Below are 19,955 nucleotides of genomic sequence, written 5' to 3'. Positions count from 1 at the left end.
CCGGGCCGCCGCCCCGGTCAGCCGTCGATGGTCTCGGCCAGCGCGTCCAGCAGGTCCGCGCGCGTGTCGGGGTCGTCCTGGGCCCGCGCCCACAGGGCGGGAACGGATCCCTCCTCCAGCAGGGCGCACAGCAGGGTGTCGAGCGCGCCCTGGGGATCGGCCTCGAAGTCCGCGCGCGCCCCCCGGGCCCGCGCCGTCAGCTCCAGGGCGGCCCGCTCCAGCCACGCGCGCTCCCGCACGTCCAGCACCTCGCGCCGTCCGGAGTCCTCCTCCGCCGCCGGTTCGGGGGCGTCGGGGACGGGGGAGTAGGGGGCGCTGCGGGCCCGGCCGCGCGCCTGCTGGACGAGCCGGAAGTGGGTGGGCATGCTCACCGCCATCCGCCCCAGGACACCGGTGAGCCTGCGGGCGACGTCCTCGCCGCTCATACCGGGCAGCAGACCGCGCAGCAGCAGCCGGCGCCGCTGGTCGGGGGTGCGGCCCGGGTCGGCGTCGCGCCCCGAGGCCAGCTCCGCCAGCTTGCGCAGCAGGTACTCGCCGGTGGCGGTGGAGACCATGGGTGGTTCCCTGACCGCGGTCAGGGCGCGTCCGCGCAGGTCGGCGACGGGTACGGCGCTGCCGTCCTCGGTGAAGGAGACCGTCTCGCCCGGGTGGATGTCCTCGGGGAGGTCGGCGGCGGGGTTGCCCCAGCCCGCGGTGAGCACCAGCATGGCCAGCGCCTCCTGGTCGACCAGGTCCGTGGCGATCCGTGCCACGTCGCGGCGCTGCGCCCAGCGGCGCGGGCGCTCGGAGAAGGCGCAGCGCACCCGGCCGTCGGCGGCGGCCCGGGGGTAGACGCGGCGCAGGTTCTTGTAGGAGCGGTCCCGGCGCACGTCGTCCAGGGCGTCGCGCAGCCGGTGGGCGGCGGTGCGGTCGACGCCGGTGCCGCCGGGCGCGGCGCGCCGCATGCGCACGGCGACGACGCTGTCGGGGTCGCCTCCGTGGACCGGGCACGGGCAGTACTCGGCGCACAGGTCGACGTAGTCGCAGAACTGTTCGGAATGGCCCGAGCAGCCCTGCGCGGTTCCGTCCGCGGAGCAGGGCCCGCACCCCAGCACGCGCGTGAAGGCGCGCAGGAAGGAGGTGGAACCGAACAGCTCCCAGGCGGAGCAGTGGTGCGTGCTCACGAACTCTTCTCCCCGGTGGTCCGGGGCCGGGACGCTTCCCCAGCCCTCCGGGAAAGCGCGTGTGTAAAGAGGCGTGAGACCTCAGGCGGCACCCCCGCGTCAACGGGAGGCCGCACTCCAAAATAGGTGTGCTGCGGCGGAAATGTCAATGATTGGACTCTCGTACCAAGCTGTATAAACGCCCAAAAAAGCCAATGGAATGGACATCAGAAACAATGGCCTCACCTTTCCCGGGTTTTCGGTGCGCCACGGTGCCCTGGCGGGCGCGGATGTGTCCGAGAGACTGCGGTGAGGGTCCCGGAACGGGGCACGTCACGGACGGACCGGGCGTCCGTCCGGCCATCCGGAGCGAGAGGAACGGAGGTCGCCGGATGCGGGTGGTCAACCTGACGCCGCATGTGGTGACAGTCGTGGACGAGAGGTCGCGCGTCATCCGGCGCTGGCCGGGCGCGGTCCGGCCCGCCCGGGTGGAGGCCGTACGCGTCCCCGTGGGACTGGAGGTGGCCGGGGTGCCGCTGATGGCGGAGAAGCGCACCAGGGCCGACCTCCCCGAACCGCAGGAGGGAGTGTGGTTCATCGTCTCCTCCGTGGTCGTCTCCGCCCATCCCGAGCGCCGGGACCTGCTCGTGCCCTCCGACCTCGTACGCGACGGCAGCGGGGTGGTCACCGCCTGCCGCTCCTTCGTGGTCAGCGGCTCCCCGGTACGGGTCGGCGGCCGGGCCCAGGACAGGCCCGTGCCCGGGGGGAGGCCGGTGAGCGCCTGAGGCGGGCGCGGGGAGGAGGGGACGGCCACCGGGACCGGCGGCGGAAGCCGGGACCGCGGGGAACGGGGCGTTCCCGGGGAGGACGCCGCGCGTGCGCAGTAGCGTGGTCGCCGACCGCACCCCCTTCCCGGGAGGGACGCCGTGGACAGCCCCCGTGCCGCCGCCGTGCTCGTCGGGCGCAACCCCACCCCCGCGCTGCTGTCAGCGCTCACCCTCCCCGCCGACCACCTGGCCCTGGTGGCCAGCGACGGCACCCGGCACCTCGCCCGGCGGGTCGCCGCCGCCGTGGAGCGGCTGGCCTCCCCGGAGTCCGTGCGGGTGGTGAGCGTCGGCCCCGACCCCCACGACTTCGGTGCGGTCACCGACACCATGGCCGCCCTGCACCGTGCGGGCGGCGGTGAGCCCTGGTTCCTGGACTACACCGGCGGCACCAAGGTGATGAGCGTGGCCGCGGCCCTGCTGCACGAGCGGGTCCTGCCCGAGGACCGCCACCCCCACACACGCCGCTGGCGCCACTACCTCGACGCCGCACGCGACACCCTGCGCACCTTCGACGGCTCCCACCCCGGGCGCCCCGTGGTCAGCGACGGCGTCGACCTGTGCACCCTCGCCGGGATCCACGGCGCCCGCTGGCTGGAGGACCGCGACCCCGAACCCGTCCGCCTCTTCGTGCAGGGAGGACGCCAGGCCCTCCAGGCGCGCTTTCCCGACCTGTCCCCGGCAGTGCGGCGCGGCGTCGTCGCCGAGGGCCGCGTCCTGTCCCACCTGCTGCGCCACACGCGCCGCCACTCCGACACCGAGGTCATCGGAGCCCGACAGGTCGCCGACCCCCGCCACCCCGACGGGTCCATCGCCGACTTCGACGCCATCGTGCGCTACCGGCACCGGGTGCTGTGCGTGGAGGCCAAGACCCGCCCCGAGGACGTCGTGGCCCGCGCCGGGTGGACCGTGGCCAAGGCCCGCCGGGTCTTCGGTACCGCCGCCCAGGTGCTGTTCGTCCACACCGGCCCCTCCGTCCCCGGGCTGCGGGAGCGCGTCACCGCCTACAACCCCGCCCTGAGCGCCCGCAACGTGCACGTGTGGAGCCTGGACGACCTGCTGTCGCGGCTGACCTCCTTCGAGGAGATCCGCAGGGCCTTCTTCCCCGGTCCGGGAGCACCGGCCCCCGGCGCCCGCACCGGATCCGGATCCGTGCCCCCGCCGCCGGAGCCCGCCGCGCCCCCGCCGCCCGAGCACCACCCCGGCCCCGGCGACCGCCCCGTCCTGGTCACCTCCCTGGGCGGCAGCCGCCTGGGCACCCTCACCGCGGTACACGCCCACCGGCCCGCCGGCACGCTGATCCTGCCCTCACGGCAGAGCGTGCGCGACGGGGTCCGCGAGTCCGCCGCCCGGACCCTGCACGCCGCCGAGCACCCCGGAGCTCCGCCCGCCGACGCCGCACGTCTGAGGGAGGCGGGGTACCGCGACCGGGTCCGCTTCACCCCCGACCCCGTGGACGGCTTCGACGCCGACGCGGTCGCCGCCGTCGCCCGCGACTGGATCATCCGGGAGCGGGACACCGACCCGCCGCCCCCGGTCATCGCCGACATCACCACCGGGACCAAGGCGATGAGCCTGGGCCTGGCCCTGGCAGCCCGGCGCTCGGGCGCCTGCGCCACCTACCAGCTGGCGCGCAGGCGCGCCGTGGTCTGCCTGACCCACGGCGCGCTGCCCCTGCGGGGCCGCGCCAGGGTGGACTGGTCCCTGGTCCTGCCCGGGTACACGCCGCTGACCGGCGACCGGCCGGGGGAGGGCGCCGGGAGCCCGTCCTTGTCCCTGGACGACCGGGTGTGCCGTGCGGCCCGCACCCAGGTGGACACCGGCCTGCTCGACGCCGCCCGCGCCGCCCTGGTCCGGGCGGCCGGCGGCCGGGCCGGGGTGTGGATGGACGCCTCCCTCACCGACCCCGAGGAGTGCCTGACCGCCCAGGAGCGTCCCAGCCTGGTGCTCACCTTCGACGACCGCGCGGTGGGCCTGACCGCGCCGGGCCGGTACCGGCGCCGGACCCCCGGCGGCCGGGCGCACGAGGTCGGCCGGGGCGCGTGGGCGCAGAGCGTGTTCGCCGCGACCGTGCACCTCGGCACGCGCTGCGACGTGGCCGGAACGGTGATCGCCCTGGCCCGGCCCGGAGGCGACGTCGGACGCGCGGTCGAACTGGTGGACTGGATCGCCCACGCCGAGCCGGAGCGGGAGCCGGGACGGATCACCTTCGGCGAACCCTTGCGCCCCCTCGTGGCGGTCGCCTCCCCCGACGCGCTGCCCCCGCTGTTCGACACCGACGTCAGCCTGCTCTGACCCCGGAACCGGACGCGTCCCCGGCCGTGGTCATCGGCACCCGCGCGGACCCTGCCACCCCCCACTGCCGGCCGACCGGCTGGAGGACGCCGTCCTGGTCACCCACGAGGGCGCCGGACACACCATCTACGGCGCGGGACGCAGCGACCGCGTGGACAGGCCCGTGGACGCCTACCTGCTCACCGACGAGGCCCCCGGCCCGGACCCACCTGTCCTCCGGCCGGTACCCGAGGCCGCGTACGCGGCCGGACACGCCCCGCGGCCCCAGGGTGCCCCGCGCGGCCAGGGACGCCCTCCTCAGCCCCTCCCAGCCCTTCCGCCTCCCTCGGGCCGCGACCGGGCGCGTACACTCCTGTCATGGCCGACACGCACGCGGTGGAGCAGGGTCCGTTCCGGACCGCCCTCGTCCTGGGCTCGGCCACCGCGGGCTCCTCGACCGTCAGCCGGTCGACCTCCGTCCTGCCGGAGGCGCCCCGCACCGGCCTCACGGCCCTGCACGGCCATGGTTAGCGACCTCTCCGCGTAGTCTCCGGCGCCCACGTGCGTCCCGCCCGCGCCCCCGCGGGCCCGCCACCCCCTTCGCGCACACCGTGTGCCGCCCCGTCTCCCGGCCTCCGCGCCGGGCCCTCCCATCCAGTCCCGCACCACCCTCCCCGCCGGTCGGCTCCGTCGACCGCGCCCACGGACGCGGCCGTGCCCACGGCGTCGGCCGCGCCACTCTCGAAGGGACCCTTGTGAAGCTGAGCGAACTGCTGCACGGCCACGACCACCAGGTACTGCACGGAGACCAGGACACGCCGATCACCTCCGGGCCGTGCCTGGACGCCGACCGCGTGGTGCCCGGTTCGCTCTACATCGCCCTGCCGGGACACCGCGAGGGCGGTCCCGAGGCCCTCGGGGAGGCGGTCGCCCGCGGGGCCGTCGCCGTGCTCGTCGAGGGGCCGTTCCCGGTCCCGGACGGGGACCGGCCGACGGGCGCCGGCACGTGTGTGGTCCGGGTGCCGAACGCGCGCATCGCGACGGCGATCGTCTCGGCGCGCTACCACGGTGAACCGGGGCGCGCCATGGACGTGGTCGCCGTCACCGGCACCAACGGCAAGACGTCGGTGTCGTCCATGTACGAGTCGCTGCTGAGGATCTCCGAGGGCGCCCGGGTGGGGGTCATCGGGACCTCCGGCGCACGGACCGGCGGCGACCCCGTCCCCATGCCGAGGTCGGTGCTGAGCACGCCGGAGTCACCGGACCTCCAGTACCTGCTGGCGTGTATGCGCGACCGGGGCAGCGGCAGCGTCGTGCTGGAGGCGACGTCGATGGGGCTGCTGAACCACCGGGTGGACGGCTCCTTCGTCGACGTCGGGATCTTCACCAACCTGAGCCAGGACCACCTGGACGACCACGGCACGATGGAGAGCTACCGGGAGGCGAAGATGCTCCTGTTCGCGGGCATGTGCCGGCGCGCCGTGGTCAACGCCGACGACCCCGTGGGCGCCGCGATCCCGGCCATGATGCCCGGCGCCGTGACCACCTACGCCATCGAGGCGGACGCGGACTACCGGGCGACCGACCTGGTCGTGGACGCCTCCGGGACACGGTTCGTCCTGCACCACGGCGACCGCAAGTACCCGGCGGCGATCCCCGTCCCGGGCCGCTTCTCGGTCTCCAACGCGCTGGCCGCGGTGGCGGCCTGCCACCTCCTGGGGCACGACCTGGGCGGCCTGGTGGACGCCCTCGACCGGATGCCGCAGATCCCGGGCCGGTTCGAGCACTTCGGCACCCGGGACGGGGTCTCCGTCATCGTGGACTACGCCCACTCGCCCGACTCGCTGGACAAGGTCCTGTGCACGATCCGCGGGTTCGCCCCGCACCGGGTGCTCACCGTCTTCGGCTGCGGCGGCGACCGGGACACCACCAAGCGCGCCCGGATGGGCGAGATCGCGGGCACCTACTCCGACCTGTGCGTGCTCACCTCCGACAACCCCCGGTACGAGGACCCGGAGGCGATCATGGACCAGGTCGCCCCGGGCATCGAGGCGACCGGGACGCCCTTCGAGCGGGTCGGCGACCGACGCGGGGCCATCGCCCTCGCGCTGTCCTCGGCCGGCCTGGGGGACGTCGTCCTGGTCGCGGGCAAGGGCAGCGAGTCCCACCAGAGCGTCGGCGGCGACCTCGTCCCCTTCGACGACATGACGGTCGTGCGCGAGCTCGCCCGCGCCTGAGGACGCCCCTCCCCGGGAGGGGCACCGCCCGTCGGGGAGCGGGCGCCGCGCACACGAGCGCCCCGGCCGGACCCGGCCGGGGCGCTCGTGTGCATCGGGCGCGGCTACAGCTTCGAGGCGGCCGCCTCGTCCAGCCAGAACACGGTCCGCTCCGCGCCGCGCGCACCGGCCACGGGGGCCTCGTCCACGCTGCCCCCGGCGAGGCCCAGGCGAACGGCCTCGGCCTTGCCCTCACCCGAGGCCAGCACCCACACCTCGCGGGCGGCGCGGATCGAGGGCAGGGTCAGGGAGATCCGCTGCGGCGGCGGCTTGGGGGAGTCGTGCACCGCGGCCACCGACGCCTCCTCCTCACGCACCTCGGGCAGGCCCGGGAACAGCGAGGCCACGTGCGCGTCCGGGCCCACGCCCAGCAGGCACACGTCGAAGGCGGGCACGGGCCCCCGGCCGCGCGCGGCCACCGCCAGCTCACGGCCGTACCGGGTGGCCGCGTGCCCGACGTGGTCGCCGTCCATCCCGTCGGAGGCGGGCATCGGGTGCACGTTGTGCGGCGGGACCGGGACCGCGTCGATCAGCGCCCCGCACGCCTGGGTCTCGTTGCGCTCGGGGTCCTTGTCCGGCAGGAACCGCTCGTCGCCCCACCACAGGTGCACGTGCGACCAGCTGATCCCGGCCTCCTTGGCGTGGTCGCGCACCGCCTCCAGGGCGCGGATACCGATCCCGCCCCCGGTCAGCACCAGGTGGAAGTCGCGCTTGTCCGACTCGGCCTGGACGATCATGTTCACCAGCTTCAACGCGACGCTGTCGGCCAGCGCTCCCGCGTCGGAGTGGCGGACGATCTCCGGTTCGCTCATCCTCATGCTCCGCTTCCAGCGAGCAGCGGCCCCAGGTGGCGGGCCGCGCTCTCGTAGATCTCGTCGGGGTCCAGACGGCGCAGCTCCTCGGCCAGGGCCCCGGGGGCGCTGCGCCGTGCCAGCGCCACCGTCTGGTCCGGCTGACCGAACCTCGACAGCGTGGCCACCTGGCCGTCCACCCGGGAGATCACGATGTCCCCCTGGTCGGTGGTCAGCCGGACCTCGGTCAGCCCGGGGCCGTTGGAGGTGCCGCGCTCCACCGGCACCTCCAGCCGGTCCGTCAGCCACGCGGCCAGCAGTTCGGCGCTCGGGTAGTGCGACTCGGCGGTCACCCTGGCCGCGGTCACCCATCCGCACGGCTGGTCCATGGCGCTGGCCAGCAGCGAACGCCACGGCGTCAGCCGGGTCCAGGTCAGGTCCGTGTCGCCCGGGCTGTAGTGGGCCACCCGCTCCACCAGGTCCCTCAGCGGATCCGGGGCGCGCAGGGCGTCGGTGATCCGCCTCTGGGCCAGGCGCCCCACCGGGTCGGAGGCGGGGTCGACCGGGCCGACGCCCGGCCACCACGTCACCACCGGTGCGTCGGGCACCAGCAGCGGGGTGACCACCGAGTCGGCGTGCTCGCCCAGAGGCCCGTACAGCCGCAGCAGTACCGCCTCGCCCGGGCCGGCGGTGCCCGGGCGGCGGATCTCGGCGTCGATGGCCGGTTCGGCCTCGGGGTCGCGCCGGATCAGCGCCACCACGCGTGAGGGGTGCTCGCGGCCCGCCTCGGTGGCGGCGCGCACGGCGTCGTAGTGGTCGGCCTCGTCGGTGACGATGACCAGGGTCAGCACCATGTTCATGGCACCGCCGCCCACGCTGAGGCGCTCGGCCATGAGCGCCTCGGTGATCTGCGAGGTGGTGGTGCGCGGTAGATAGAGCGTCATCGGTCCCTCCCGACGGTCTCGTTGCCGGTCACGGGCGCCGCCACTGGCGTCCGTCCCTGGTGAGCAGCCGATGGGCCGACTCCGGGCCCCAGGTGCCCGAACCGTACTGCTCGGGACGTCCCTCCTTGGCCCAGTACTCCTCGACCGGGTCCAGGATCCGCCAGGACAGCTCGACCTCCTCCTGGCGCGGGAACAGCGGCGGGTCGCCGATGAGCACGTCCAGGATGAGCCGCTCGTAGGCCTCGGGGCTGGCCTCGGTGAAGGACTGCCCGTAGGCGAAGTCCATGCTCACCTCGCGGACCTCCATGCTGGCCCCCGGCACCTTGGAGCCGAAGCGCAGCGTCACGCCCTCGTCCGGCTGGATGCGCAGGACCAGGGCGTTCTGCCCCAGCTCGCTCACGTCGGAGCGGGGGAACAGCTGCTGGGGCGTCCCCTGGAACACCAGCGCCACCTCCGTCACCCGGCGGCCCAGCCGCTTGCCGGTGCGCAGGTAGAACGGCACGCCCGCCCAGCGCCGGGTGTTCACCGCCAGCTTCAGGGCCGCGTAGGTCTCGGTCACCGAGTCGGAGGGGATCCCCTCCTCCTCCAGGTAGCCGCGCACCGACGCACCGCCCTGCCAGCCCGCCGCGTACTGGCCGCGAGCGGTGCCCGTCTCCAGGTCCTCGGGCAGCGACACCGACGCCAGCACCTTCTCCTTCTCCGCCCGGAGCGCGTCCGCGCTGTAGGAGATGGGCTCCTCCATCGCCACGAGGGCCAGGAGCTGCAGCAGGTGGTTCTGGATGACGTCGCGGGCCGCGCCGATGCCGTCGTAGTAGCCCGCGCGACCGCCCACGCCGATGTCCTCGGCCATGGTGATCTGCACGTGGTCCACGTAGCTGCGGTTCCACAGGGGCTCGAAGAGGGTGTTGGCGAAGCGCAGCGCCAGGATGTTCTGGACCGTCTCCTTGCCCAGGTAGTGGTCGATGCGGAACACCGACGACGGCGGGAACACGTCGTCCACCACCGCGTTGAGCTCCTGTGCGCTCTCCAGGTCGTGGCCGAAGGGCTTCTCGATCACCACCCTCCGCCACGGCCGTACCCCGTTCGTTTCCTCGTCCTCCCGGGGCTCGGCGAGGCCGCACCGCTTGAGCTGCCTGACCACGGTCGGGAACAGCTTGGGCGGCAGGGACAGGTAGAACGCGTAGTTGCCGCCGGTACCGCGTGCGGAGTCCATCTCGTGCACGCAGTGGGCCAGGCGGTCGAAGGCGTCGTCGTCGTCCAACTCGCCCTGGACGAACCGGACCCCCTCGCTCAGCTGGCGCCACACGTCCTCGCGGAAGGGGGTGCGCGCGTGCTCGCGCACCGCCTGGTAGGCCTGTTCGGCGAAGTCCTGGTCCTCCCAGTCGCGGCGGGCGAAGCCCACCAGGCCAAAGCCCGGCGGCAGCAGTCCCCGGTTGGCGAGGTCGTAGATGGCGGGCAGGAGCTTCTTGCGCGCCAGGTCGCCCGTGACGCCGAAGAGCACCAGCACGCTGGGTCCGGCGATGCGGGGCAGTCTGCGGTCCAGGGCGTTGCGGAGCGGGTTGGGCACCGCTCCGGGCATCACCGGTTCTTTCACGGGTCTCGTCTTCCTGTCGAGAGTGTCCGGTGGATGGCCGGGGCCCGCGTCCGCCCGTCCTCGCGCGAACGGGCGGACGCGGGCGGCCCGGGGAGGGCGTCGCGGCTCAGGAGAGCTTCTTGAGCTTGGCCGACAGCTCCTCCAGCAGGCTGTCCCAGGACTTGACGAACTTGTCCACGCCCTCCTGCTCCAGCACGGCGAAGACGTCGGTCAGGTCCACGCCGGCGTTCTCCAGGGCGGCGAAGTCGGCCTGGGCCTGCTCGTAGGTGCCGAGCACGGTGTTGCCGGTGATCTCGCCGTGGTCGGCGGTGGCGTCCAGGGTGGCCTGCGGCATCGTGTTCACGGTGCCCCGCGCCACCAGCTGGCTGACGTAGAGGGTGTCCTCGTAGGAGGGGTCCTTCACCCCGGTGGACGCCCACAGCGGCCGCTGCGGCTTGGCGCCGTGCGCCTCCAGGGCCTTCCACTCGGGGGAGGCGAACACCTCCTCGTAGGCCTGGTAGGCCAGGCGGGCGTTGGCCAGGGCGGCCCGGCCCCGCAGGGACAGCGCCTCGTCGGTGCCGATCTCCTTCAGGCGCTTGTCCACCTCGGTGTCCACGCGGCTGACGAAGAACGAGGCCACCGACTGGATGCGGGACAGGTCGTGGCCGTTGGTGCGGGCGAGCTCCAGCCCCTCCAGGAACGCGCCCATCACCTGGCGGTAGCGCTCCAGGGAGAAGATCAGCGTGACGTTGACGCTGATGCCGTGCCCCAGCGCCTGGGTGATCGCGGGCAGGCCCGCGGCCGTCGCCGGGATCTTGACCATCATGTTGGGCCGGTCCACCAGCCACCACAGCGCCTTGGCCTCGGCGACCGTGCGCTCGGTCTCGTTGGCCAGGCGCGGGTCCACCTCCAGGGAGACGCGCCCGTCCACGCGGTCGGTGGAGTCGTAGACCGGGCGCAGGGTGTCCGCGGCCCAGCGGATGTCGTAGGCGGTGATCATGCGGACCGCCTCCTCCACCGAGACGCCCCGCACGGCCAGTTCGCGGACCTGCTGGTCGTAGGCGTCGCCCTCGGCGAGCGCCTTGTCGAAGATGGTGGGGTTGGAGGTGACGCCGACCAGGTGGTGGGTCGACATCAGCTCGGCCAGGTTGCCGCTGCGCAGCCTCTCCCGGCTGAGGTCGTCCAACCAGACGGACACGCCCGCCTCGGACAGGTCTCGGAGTGCGTTGCTCATGGGTTCTCACGCCTTCCTAGGGGCGGACAAGGTGCCGCCCCCGGTCGCACACGTCAAAAAGCGGGACGGGCCCCGCCGGGGTGTCCGGCGGGGCCCGCCGGGGTCAGCTTCCGGCCTTGGCGAGGCTCTTGCGGGCGGCCTCGACGACGGCCTCGGAGGTGAGTCCGAACTTCTCGTACAGGACCTGGTACGAGGCGGAGGCGCCGTAGTGCTCCAGGCTGACCGACTCGCCGGCGTCACCGACGTACTCGCGCCAGCCCATGGCGATCCCGGCCTCCACCGACACGCGGGCGCGCACCGAGGACGGCAGCACCTGCTCGCGGTACTCCTCGCTCTGGCGCTCGAACCACTCCACGCACGGCATGGACACCACGCGGGTGGGCGTACCGGCCTCCTGCAGGGCCTTGCGGGCCTCCAGGGCGATCTGCACCTCGCTTCCGGTGGCCATGATGATCACCTCGGGGGCGTCCCCGTCAGCCTCGGCCAGCACGTAGCCGCCCTTGACCGCGCCCTCGGCCGAGGCGTACTCCTCGCGGTCCAGGGTGGGCACGTTCTGACGGGTCAGCGCCAGCGCGGACGGGCGGTCGCCCCTCTCGATGACGGACCGCCACACCACGGCGGTCTCGTTGGCGTCGGCCGGGCGGATCACGTCCAGGCCGTGGATGGCGCGCAGCGCCCACAGGTGCTCGACCGGCTGGTGGGTGGGGCCGTCCTCGCCCAGGCCGATGGAGTCGTGCGTCCACACGTAGGTGACCGGCAGCTGCATGATCGCGGCCAGCCGGACGGCGGGGCGCATGTAGTCGCTGAAGACCAGGAACGTGCCGCCGTAGGGGCGGGTGGGGCCGTGCAGGGCGATGCCGTTGAGGATCGTGCCCATGCCGTGCTCGCGCACGCCGAAGTGCAGCACGCGCCCGTAGGGGCTGCCCGGGAACATCTCGCTGGCGCGGTCGAAGGGCAGGAAGGAGGGCTCGCCCTTGGGCGTGGTGTTGTTGGAGCCCGCCAGGTCGGCCGATCCGCCCCACAGCTCGGGCAGCAGCGGCGCGACGGCCGAGAGGAACTCGCCGCTGGCCTTGCGGGTGGCGATGCCCTTCTCGCTGGGCTCGAAGGAGGGAACCGCCTTCTCCCAGCCCTCGGGGAGCCTGCCCTCGACCAGGCGGTCGAACAGCTCGGCGCTCTCTCCCGCGCTCTCGTGCCAGGCCTTGAACTCGACCTCCCAGGCGGCGCGGGCCTCGCGGCCCCGCTCCACGGCGCGGCGGGTGTGCTCGATGACCTCGTCGTCGACGTGGAAGGGTTCGTCGGGCAGACCCAGGACCTGCTTGGTGGCGGAGACCTCCGCCTCGCCGATGGCCGCACCGTGGATGGCGCCGCTGTTCTGCTTGTTGGGCGCGGGCCAGCCGATGATGGTGCGCAGGCGGATGAAGGTCGGGCGCCCCGTCTCGGCCTTGCCGCGCAGGATCGCCTGGTACAGGGCGTCGACGTCCTCGACGTACTCACCCGTGGCGGTCCAGTCGACCTCCTCGACGTGCCAGCCGTAGGCGCGGTAGCGCTCGGCGACGTCCTCGGAGTGGGCGATGCGGGTGTCGTCCTCGATGGAGATCCGGTTGTCGTCCCAGATCATGATGAGGTTGCCCAGCTTCTGGGTCCCCGCCAGGGCGCTGGCCTCGTGGCTCACGCCCTCCTGGACGTCGCCGTCGGAGCAGAACGCGTAGACGTGGTGGTCGAAGGGGCTGGCGCCCGGACCGGCCTCGGGGTTGAACAGGCCGCGCTCGCGGCGGGCGGCCATGGCCATGCCGACCGCGTTGCCGACGCCCTGCCCGAGCGGGCCGGTGGTGGTCTCCACACCGGGGGTGTGGCTGAACTCGGGATGGCCGGGCGTGCGGCTGTCCCACTGGCGCAGGTTCTTGAGGTCCTCCAGCTCCAGCCCGTACCCGGCGAGGTAGAGCTGGATGTACAGGGTGAGGCTGGAGTGGCCGATCGACAGCACGAAGCGGTCCCGGCCCGTCCACTCGGGGTCCGAGGGGTCGTGCCGCATGACCTTCTGGAAGAGCATGTAGGCGGCGGGAGCCAGGCTCATAGCGGTGCCGGGATGCCCGCTACCCGTCTTCTCGACCGCGTCCATCGCCAGCGCCCGAACCGTGTCGACGGCGCGGAGGTCGAGGTCCGACCACTCCAGGGATTGCGGGGTGTGGGCGTTCACGGACTTTCGTTCTCCTTCTCGGGCCACCCCTCGCGTTCCGGTGGCCGGGGCGCGGGGGTGTGTCGGTTGCGTTGGTCTTCGAACCGTCGCCGGGCACTGCCGGATCGGCCCGCCCGAGGGCGGGACCGCAGGGGGCGGGGGAGGGCGCGTCCGCGCACGGCTTGCAGGGCGCGGACGTGTCCTCCTTGTCGTCCCCCGAACGACGGCCGTCGCGGCCTGAGAACCACGACAGGTTCGGCCACTGCCGAGCCTATCGTCCGGCTCCGTGGATGTCGTTGCCCGACACCTCTCATTACCGGCAGGTAGGAAGGTGATGTCCGCCCTTTCCGATTCGGAGCGCTGTTAGTTGGCCACTCTCGGTGAAGGTCGGGGGTCCGTGGCCGCCTCCGGACGGTGCGTGGCAGGCTGGAAGCGTGTCGGGGCGTGTGCGACCCTGCTGTACACCCGGTGGCCCCCGTCCGCGACCGTCCCCCCCCGGGGGGATCAGGGAGTTCTCCCGGTGAGGGGGCTGGTCCCCGGCCCCCGTGAGGAAGTACTACAGTATGTCGTTGACGGGGTTTCGGCCGATCCTGACACTTTGTCGGTCTGCTCGACCCCGCGTGGCGAGCAGTGTCGAAATCCCTAGAGTTGTCGAGGTATCCGCGTGTCTGAAACCGAGCCGGTGCCCCCCGTGGGGACGCGAGCGAGCCGTCCGGCCGTGGGGACGCGGTACTGATGGCCCTGACCAACCGAGCTCCGCGAACGAACCCGGACGGTGCCGGGCCCCGGGAGGCTTCCCACGGGGCCGCCTCCCTGGGCGCGTACGTCCGCGCCTACGTCGCGCTCTCCAAGCCCCGCGTCATCGAGCTGCTGCTCATCACCACCATCCCGGTGATGTTCGTCGCCGCCGGGGGCGTGCCGCCGCTGTGGACCGCGGTGGCCACCCTGCTCTTCGGCACCATGTCGGCGGCCAGCGCGAACGCGATGAACTGCTACATCGACCGCGACATCGACCGTGAGATGCGCCGTACCCGCCAGCGCCCCGGCGCGATGGAGCTGGTGACCCCGCGCGGCGCGCTCGTCTACGGCCTGGTGCTGGCCGTGGGCTCCACCGCCGGGTTCGCCCTGCTGGTGAACCTGCTCTCGGCCGTGCTGTCGGTCTTCGCGATCCTGTTCTACATCTTCGTCTACACGATGCTGCTCAAGCGGCGCACCGCCCAGAACGTGGTGTGGGGCGGCATCGCCGGGTGCATGCCGGTGCTCATCGGCTGGGCCGCCGTGACCAACAGCCTGGACTGGGCGCCGTTCGTGCTGTTCCTGGTGGTGTTCTTCTGGACGCCGCCGCACACCTGGACGCTGGCCATGCGCTACAAGGAGGACTACGCGCAGGCCAAGGTGCCGATGCTGCCCGTGGTCGCCAGCGACCGCCGGGTGCTGCTGGAGTGCGTGCTCTACAGCTGGGCCACCGCGGTCGTGTCGGTCGCCTTCTGGCCGGTGGCGGGTACCACCTGGTTCTACGGCGCGGTCGCCGTCGCCCTGGGCGCGCTGCTGGTCTTCCAGGCGCACCGCCTGCTCAACCGCTCCCGCGCCGGCGTGACCGGGGCCAGGCTCAAGACGATGGGCTTCTTCCACCTGTCCAACGCCTACCTGGCGCTGCTGTTCGTGGCGGTCACCGTCGACCCGCTGATCGCGGGCGTCCTGGGCTGACGCCCCGGACCCTCCTGTGGCGGCGCTCCGGTTCCCGGGGGCGCCGCCACAGCCGTCTTTCGGCCGCCACCCGCGGCGGACCCCCGCCAGGAAGCAGCCGGGTCCCGCCGCGCGCACCGGGGCGCGGGCAGCGGTGCGAAGGAGCGCCGGGGCAGGCCCGGGGCCTCAGCGTCCGCGCCAGGCGAGCACGGCCGACCACACCGCGACCCCCGTCAGGGCCAGCGCGAGGGGGACGTGCACCTGGAGCGGCCCGTAGGTGCCCAGTGCCGCCTGCGCGAATCCCAGCGCGAACGCCAGCAGGCTGACCAGCAGGACCGTCCGTGGAAGCCCCGCGCCGCGTCCGGACCCTTGCCAGTACAGCGCCGCGGCCAGCGCCTGCAGCCCGGCCAGTGTGTGCACCCCGAAGGCGCCGTAGTAGTGCAGCGGCAGTGCGTCCGTGTTGTACGTCACCAGCTGCCCGGCGGTCGCGCCCTCCCACAGGATCGCGGCCAGGTGCAGGAGTACGGCCACACGCAGGAGCCACAGCGGGCCCGTGGTGGTCGGAGTCGTGGTCGCCCGGTCCATGCGTGCGGCCCCTTCTGTTCCGGTGTTCGCGGTCTCGTCCCGCCTCGATCCTGCCCCATCCCGGGCGCGGCCGCACCGCCGGGAGCCGGGGTGTGCGCGGGCCCCGCGCTGGTCACGCGGGGGCGGGATCCGCGGTCGCCCCGTCTCCCGCTACGATCGGTGCCCATGCCCCGTCTCGACAGCAAGGCCATCCTGCAGGGCCGCCGCTCCCGTTACTCGCTGACCCTCATCACGGGCACCACCGTCAGCGTGCTCTGCATGATCGGAATGCTGGTCTACCTGTGGCTGCTCGCCCTGGCCGGGGGAGCGGCCGCCGGGATCGACGGCGGGCTCGGCTTCGCCGTCAGCCTGGTCACCGCGGTCATCCCGGTGTGCATCCTGGTGCCGCTCATCCTCATGCTCGACCGGATCGAGCCCGAGCCCGGATGGGTGCTGTTCTTCGCCTTCGCCTGGGGCGCCGGCGTGGCCGTGGTGGTCTCCCTGCTGCTCAACAGCTGGGGCCTGGCCCACGTCACCGTTCCGCTGTTCGGCCGGGACCTGGGCGACTTCCTGGGCACGTCGGCGGTGGCGCCCCTGGTGGAGGAGAGCGCCAAGGGCATGGTGCTGCTCATCCTGCTCTGGCGCCGCCGCAACGAGCTCGACACCTTCACCGACGGGGTCGTCTACGCCGGGATGGTCGCCACCGGCTTCGCCTTCACCGAGAACATCCTGTACTTCCTCAGCGCGTTCTTCGACGGCACCCTGGTGGCCACCTTCGCCATCCGCGGGCTGGTCGCCCCGTTCGGACACCCCGTCTACACCGCGATGGTCGGCATCGGCGTGGCCTACGCCGCCATGCGCACCGGTCCCCTGCGCCTCGCGGCCCCCGTCGCCGGATGGACGGCCGCGGTGCTCCTGCACGGCATGTGGAACGGGTCCACCTACTTCGGCTGGTACGGCCTGGCCGTCGCCTACATGGTGCTGTTCGCCGTGCTCGTGTGCATCCTGGTGCTGGCCACCCGCGACCGCCACCGGCAGATCGGCGCGATCGCCCGCCACCTGCCGCCCTACGTCTCCACCGGGCTGGTCACCCCGGCCGACATCGCCATGCTCAGCTCCCTGCAGGGGCGCCGCCGGGCCCGCGAGTGGGCGGCGCGCAACGCCGGGCGCAGGGGCCGCGAGGCGATGAGGGAGTACCAGCTCGCCGCGACCGAGCTGGCGCTGCTGCACCAGAAGCTGGAGGCGGGGCGGCCCCGCGGGGACTGGAAGACGCGCCGGGACTCCTTCCTGGCGCTGATGCACGTGGCCCGGGACACCTTCCTGGGGCGGCTGCCCCAGCCGGTCGCCCCGGGCTGGGCGGAGAGCCCCACCGACTCGGGCTTCCTGCGCCGGGCCGACTTCGCGCACGTCATCGCCCAGGCGCGGGCTCAGCAGGACTACGTTCCGCGTCACGGACCACAGGGTCAGCGGGGCCCTCGCTGAACTCCTGTCCCGGAGGTGTCAGGCGCGTGGTGGAGAAGTACAGGCGGCAGATCGCGACCCAGGTCAGGGTCGAGCCGAGGACGTGCAGGACCACCAGGGTCTCGGGCAGGCCCAGCGCGTACTGGGTGTAGCCGAGCACGCCCTGGAGGACCACCACGGCCAGGAGGAACGCGCTGCTCGTGCGGACCGGCCGGCGGGCGCCTCCGCGGAAGGCGATCACGGTGGCCAGCAGGGCGCCGGCCAGCGTGAGCCAGGCCAGCGCGGAGTGCAGGCGCGTGACCGCGGGCAGGTCGAAGGTCCAGCGGGGGGCGGCTGCGTCGCCGCCGTGCGGGCCGGTGCCGGTCACCACGGTTCCGGCGATCAGCAGCATGAAGCCGACCACGACCAGGCCGACGCTGAGCGCGTGCAGCATGGGGCCGACGGACACGCGCGGCCTGCCCTCGGGCTCCCGGCAGCGCACGTACAGGGCGACCGTGACGAAGACCACCACCATGGACAGCAGGAAGTGCGCGGCCACGGAGGCGGGGTGCAGGTCGCTCCACACGGTGATGCCGCCGACCACGCCCTGGCCCAGGACGCCGAACGGCACGATGGCGGCCATCCGGACCAGGTCACGGCGGCGCGGGCTCGTCCGCATGACGGCGACGAACGTGATGACGGCGACCGCCAGCACGACGAAGGTGAGCGTCCGGTTGCCGAACTCGATGGCGGCGTTGAGGGCGGCGTGCCCGGTGTTGACGGGCACGAAGCTCTCGGGGGTGCACTTGGGCCACTCCGAGCAGCCCAGTCCCGAGGAGGTGACGCGCACGGTGGCGCCGGTGACGGCGATCCCGGCGTTGACGACGATGTTGCCGAACGTCCAGGCGCGCAGAGACCGCGGAGTGGGGTTCCAGATGGTGCGCGCCAGCAGGACCAGCGCGAGTACTCCGGCGACCGCGACGGCGATCTGCCAGCCCCACAGGGGGACTCCGAGAAGGGCGATGTCCTCCGCCGCGAGTGGGGGGACCGTGTTCGCGGCCAGCACCGCGGAGGCCGGGGAAACAGACATACGACAGACTGTAGTACATCGCTCCGGGAGCTGTTGCCCAGCCCCACCGCAGCTTCCACCTGCGCCGACGCGGCCGTCCCGGGGCGTGGAAGGGGGCGCCCGCGGGCGGGCGCCCCCCGGGGTGGCTAGTTGTTGTCGTGGGCGATGCACTGGCTGAGCAGGTTCAGGTCCAGGTTGACCAACCCGAGGGCGTTCTGCTCGTCAATGCACGCCTGGTAGTCGTCGCTCGTGGCGGAGGCGGTGCCGACCCCCATGCCGAGCAGGCCGGCGGTGAACAGAGCGGTCATCATCAGTTTGGCGGTGGTGCGCATGGCTCCCCCTTCGAACGCGTCGGTCGGCCGTTTGGTCGACCCACCTGGACAGATAACCATTTGTGCGCGTTAGGAAACACATGGTGACGATCTCGGTTTCCTCCGTGGTTTCCGGACGGAGCACCCCAGGACGTCACCAGGTACCCCAGGCCGCCACCATCGGGGACACCGCGGCCCGCTCCCGTGAGCGGCGGGAAGCGCGCCCGCCGGTGCCCGCCTCAGCGGTCGCGGGGATCCTCCCGCGGGGACCGCGCGGAGGCCTCGTCGGCCCCCCGTCCGTCGTCGTCGCGCCCTGACGAGGTGCGCGTGGAGCCCGCGCTGGCCACGATCACACACGCCACCGCGAACCACTGCCACACGGTCAGCAGCTCACCCAGCAGCACCAGCCCCACGAGCGCCGCGGCGGCGGGCTGCAGGCTCATCAGCACACCGAACACCCGCGGCGGCATGCGGCGCAGGGCGCTCAGCTCCAGCGTGTACGGCACGACCGAGGACAGCACGCCGACCACGAGGCCGAACAGCAGCAGGCGCCAGTCCAGCAGGGCCGCGCCGCCCTCGGCGACGCCCATCGGGGCCATGACCACCACGCCGACCACGCTGGCGATCGCCAGCCCGGACGCACCGCTGAACCTCTGGCCCGTCGCCGCGCTGAGCAGGATGTACCCCGCCCACGCGGCCGCCGCCAGGGCCGCGAACACGATGCCGAGCGGGTCCATCGACCCCGACTCCAGTCCCAGCGCGACCACGCCCAGCCCGGCCATGCCCGCCCACAGCAGGTCGATCCGGCGCCGCGAGCCCAGGATCGCGATGGCCAGCGGCCCCAGGTACTCGATGGTGACGGCGATCCCCAGCGGGATCCTCGCGAACGCCTGGTAGATGAGGAAGTTCATCATCGCCAGCGCGGTGCCGTAGCCGACCACCACCAGCCAGTCGGTGCGTGAGCGCGCGCGGAGCACCGGGCGCGCCACCAGGACCAGGAGCACCGCGGAGGTCAGCAGTCGCAGCCACACGACCGCCGCCGGGGGAAGCGCGTCGAACAGGTTCTTGGCCACCCCCGCGCCGGTCTGCACCGAGACGATGCCGACCAGTACCAGCCAGACCGGGGGTACCGCCTCCGCCGCGCGCCGCGGGGAGAGGTGTGCCTGGGGGCGGTTCGGGGTGCTCATGGGAAATCATCCTATGTTTTCGGGCGCCCTCTTCGCCTTCCCGCCCTTGTCGGCCGACACGTCCCGTCCGTCCCGGCCGCTCCCGTCCGGCCGCCGGGCGACGGCCGCGGCCAGCAGCAGGAGCCAGGCGACCGTCGCCACGCCGGGCTGCACCAGCGTCATGACCAGCCCGTACACCGTCTGCTCCGCCCGGTCGGTGAGGAGTTGCAGCCCGATCCACAGGTACGGCAGCGCCGCGGCGCCCAGGTTCGTCCCCAGCGCGGCCCACACCAGCCCGGGCCGCGCCGGCCGCCGCCACACCAGCAGCGCGCCGCCCACGGCGAGCAGGAGCAGCGGGGGCCCGAGGTGCCGGACCGCCATGAACCAGGGAACTCCGATCGCTTCCATGGGCCGGACACTATCGAGTCCGCCGTGGACAACAGAGGGTGAGCATGCGCAAAACAGGCCAAGTGGTGTGAAATGGT

Annotated in this window: 17 protein-coding genes and 1 pseudogene; 7 read left to right on the top strand and 11 right to left on the bottom strand. The window is 73.2% G+C overall.

Features of this window, described 5'->3' with window-relative positions:
• Positions 1-17 precede the first annotated feature (17 nt).
• Positions 18-1,163 carry a hypothetical protein gene (locus tag A6A08_RS10000; RefSeq protein ID WP_073702276.1) on the bottom strand — a complete coding sequence of 382 codons (1,146 nt, stop codon included), beginning with the start codon at positions 1,161-1,163 and terminating at the stop codon, positions 18-20.
• A gap of 371 nt (positions 1,164-1,534) precedes the next feature.
• Here A6A08_RS10000 and A6A08_RS09995 point away from each other — a divergent pair, with 371 nt between their 5' ends.
• The 5 genes and pseudogenes from A6A08_RS09995 to A6A08_RS09980 all read left to right on the top strand — a co-directional run bounded on the left by A6A08_RS09995 (position 1,535) and on the right by A6A08_RS09980 (position 6,477).
• A complete protein-coding gene (locus tag A6A08_RS09995) occupies positions 1,535-1,927 on the top strand; it encodes a hypothetical protein (protein WP_073702275.1) in 393 nt (130 codons plus the stop codon).
• Positions 1,928-2,068: 141 nt separating this feature from the next.
• Positions 2,069-4,261, top strand: coding sequence for a CRISPR-associated protein (locus A6A08_RS28720; protein ID WP_073702274.1), 2,193 nt, complete (start codon positions 2,069-2,071; stop codon positions 4,259-4,261).
• A 64-nt stretch (positions 4,262-4,325) separates the two neighbouring features.
• A pseudogene (locus A6A08_RS29235) lies at positions 4,326-4,406 on the top strand (hypothetical protein); the annotation flags it as partial.
• A 212-nt stretch (positions 4,407-4,618) separates the two neighbouring features.
• Positions 4,619-4,771: a hypothetical protein gene (locus A6A08_RS28710; protein ID WP_242422301.1), complete on the top strand. Its 153-nt coding sequence runs from the start codon at positions 4,619-4,621 to the stop codon at positions 4,769-4,771.
• Between the two features lie 224 nt (positions 4,772-4,995).
• Complete coding sequence (locus A6A08_RS09980) at positions 4,996-6,477, top strand: UDP-N-acetylmuramoyl-L-alanyl-D-glutamate--2,6-diaminopimelate ligase (RefSeq protein WP_073702272.1); 1,482 nt, start codon at positions 4,996-4,998, stop codon at positions 6,475-6,477.
• Positions 6,478-6,581: 104 nt separating this feature from the next.
• Here A6A08_RS09980 and pgl read toward each other — a convergent pair whose 3' ends face one another.
• The 5 genes from pgl to tkt form a co-directional block, all read right to left on the bottom strand.
• Positions 6,582-7,328: a 6-phosphogluconolactonase gene (pgl, locus tag A6A08_RS09975; RefSeq protein ID WP_073702271.1), complete on the bottom strand. Its 747-nt coding sequence runs from the start codon at positions 7,326-7,328 to the stop codon at positions 6,582-6,584.
• Between the two features lie 2 nt (positions 7,329-7,330).
• Complete coding sequence (locus A6A08_RS09970) at positions 7,331-8,251, bottom strand: glucose-6-phosphate dehydrogenase assembly protein OpcA (RefSeq protein WP_073702270.1); 921 nt, start codon at positions 8,249-8,251, stop codon at positions 7,331-7,333.
• A gap of 28 nt (positions 8,252-8,279) precedes the next feature.
• Positions 8,280-9,830 carry a glucose-6-phosphate dehydrogenase gene (gene zwf / locus A6A08_RS09965; RefSeq protein ID WP_073702269.1) on the bottom strand — a complete coding sequence of 517 codons (1,551 nt, stop codon included), beginning with the start codon at positions 9,828-9,830 and terminating at the stop codon, positions 8,280-8,282.
• 121 nt (positions 9,831-9,951) lie between these two features.
• A complete protein-coding gene (gene tal / locus A6A08_RS09960) occupies positions 9,952-11,058 on the bottom strand; it encodes a transaldolase (RefSeq protein ID WP_073702268.1) in 1,107 nt (368 codons plus the stop codon).
• Between the two features lie 103 nt (positions 11,059-11,161).
• Positions 11,162-13,255 carry a transketolase gene (tkt, locus tag A6A08_RS09955; RefSeq protein WP_073702267.1) on the bottom strand — a complete coding sequence of 698 codons (2,094 nt, stop codon included), beginning with the start codon at positions 13,253-13,255 and terminating at the stop codon, positions 11,162-11,164.
• Between the two features lie 714 nt (positions 13,256-13,969).
• On the opposite strand from tkt, the gene A6A08_RS09950 reads away from it, so the two are divergent.
• Positions 13,970-14,941, top strand: coding sequence for a heme o synthase (locus A6A08_RS09950; protein WP_073702266.1), 972 nt, complete (start codon positions 13,970-13,972; stop codon positions 14,939-14,941).
• Between the two features lie 165 nt (positions 14,942-15,106).
• On the opposite strand, the gene A6A08_RS09945 is transcribed toward A6A08_RS09950, so the two are convergent.
• A complete protein-coding gene (locus A6A08_RS09945; protein WP_073702265.1) occupies positions 15,107-15,505 on the bottom strand; it encodes a hypothetical protein in 399 nt (132 codons plus the stop codon).
• A 165-nt stretch (positions 15,506-15,670) separates the two neighbouring features.
• On the opposite strand from A6A08_RS09945, the gene A6A08_RS09940 reads away from it, so the two are divergent.
• Positions 15,671-16,966 carry a PrsW family intramembrane metalloprotease gene (locus A6A08_RS09940; protein WP_073702264.1) on the top strand — a complete coding sequence of 432 codons (1,296 nt, stop codon included), beginning with the start codon at positions 15,671-15,673 and terminating at the stop codon, positions 16,964-16,966.
• Here the strand turns inward: A6A08_RS09940 and A6A08_RS09935 are convergent.
• The 4 genes from A6A08_RS09935 to A6A08_RS09920 all read right to left on the bottom strand — a co-directional run bounded on the left by A6A08_RS09935 (position 16,893) and on the right by A6A08_RS09920 (position 19,878).
• Positions 16,893-18,014: a heme A synthase gene (locus tag A6A08_RS09935; protein ID WP_073702263.1), complete on the bottom strand. Its 1,122-nt coding sequence runs from the start codon at positions 18,012-18,014 to the stop codon at positions 16,893-16,895. The two genes, A6A08_RS09940 and A6A08_RS09935, sit on opposite strands and share 74 nt — an antisense overlap.
• 125 nt (positions 18,015-18,139) lie before the next feature.
• The gene (locus tag A6A08_RS09930; protein ID WP_073702262.1) at positions 18,140-18,325 is read right to left on the bottom strand and encodes a hypothetical protein; all 186 of its coding nucleotides are present in this window, start codon (positions 18,323-18,325) and stop codon (positions 18,140-18,142) included.
• A gap of 218 nt (positions 18,326-18,543) precedes the next feature.
• Entirely contained in the window at positions 18,544-19,491 is a 948-nt protein-coding gene (locus A6A08_RS09925) for a DMT family transporter (RefSeq protein WP_073702261.1), read from the bottom strand.
• 6 nt (positions 19,492-19,497) lie between these two features.
• Positions 19,498-19,878 (bottom strand): hypothetical protein, encoded by a 381-nt coding sequence (locus A6A08_RS09920; RefSeq protein ID WP_073702260.1) that lies wholly within the window; start codon positions 19,876-19,878, stop codon positions 19,498-19,500.
• Positions 19,879-19,955 lie beyond the last annotated feature (77 nt).

It is taken from the genome of Nocardiopsis sp. TSRI0078, assembly GCF_001905145.1.
Lineage (GTDB): Bacteria > Actinomycetota > Actinomycetes > Streptosporangiales > Streptosporangiaceae > Nocardiopsis.
The sequence above is the reverse complement of the archived record's forward strand: the minus strand, read 5'-3'. Positions and strand labels throughout refer to the sequence as shown.

Excerpts from the sequence above, each read along its gene's own strand:
- zwf (WP_073702269.1), bottom strand. The coding sequence starts at position 9,830 with ATGCCCGGAGCGGTGCCCAACCCGCTCCGCAACGCCCTGGACCGCAGA.
- A6A08_RS09925 (WP_073702261.1), bottom strand. The coding sequence starts at position 19,491 with ATGAGCACCCCGAACCGCCCCCAGGCACACCTCTCCCCGCGGCGCGCG.
- A6A08_RS09940 (WP_073702264.1), top strand. The coding sequence starts at position 15,671 with ATGCCCCGTCTCGACAGCAAGGCCATCCTGCAGGGCCGCCGCTCCCGT.
- A6A08_RS09935 (WP_073702263.1), bottom strand. The coding sequence starts at position 18,014 with ATGTCTGTTTCCCCGGCCTCCGCGGTGCTGGCCGCGAACACGGTCCCC.
- A6A08_RS28710 (WP_242422301.1), top strand. The coding sequence starts at position 4,619 with ATGGCCGACACGCACGCGGTGGAGCAGGGTCCGTTCCGGACCGCCCTC.
- tal (WP_073702268.1), bottom strand. The coding sequence starts at position 11,058 with ATGAGCAACGCACTCCGAGACCTGTCCGAGGCGGGCGTGTCCGTCTGG.
- pgl (WP_073702271.1), bottom strand. The coding sequence starts at position 7,328 with ATGAGCGAACCGGAGATCGTCCGCCACTCCGACGCGGGAGCGCTGGCC.
- A6A08_RS09920 (WP_073702260.1), bottom strand. The coding sequence starts at position 19,878 with ATGGAAGCGATCGGAGTTCCCTGGTTCATGGCGGTCCGGCACCTCGGG.
- A6A08_RS09930 (WP_073702262.1), bottom strand. The coding sequence starts at position 18,325 with ATGCGCACCACCGCCAAACTGATGATGACCGCTCTGTTCACCGCCGGC.
- A6A08_RS09995 (WP_073702275.1), top strand. The coding sequence starts at position 1,535 with ATGCGGGTGGTCAACCTGACGCCGCATGTGGTGACAGTCGTGGACGAG.
- A6A08_RS09945 (WP_073702265.1), bottom strand. The coding sequence starts at position 15,505 with ATGGACCGGGCGACCACGACTCCGACCACCACGGGCCCGCTGTGGCTC.
- A6A08_RS09970 (WP_073702270.1), bottom strand. The coding sequence starts at position 8,251 with ATGACGCTCTATCTACCGCGCACCACCACCTCGCAGATCACCGAGGCG.
- A6A08_RS09950 (WP_073702266.1), top strand. The coding sequence starts at position 13,970 with ATGGCCCTGACCAACCGAGCTCCGCGAACGAACCCGGACGGTGCCGGG.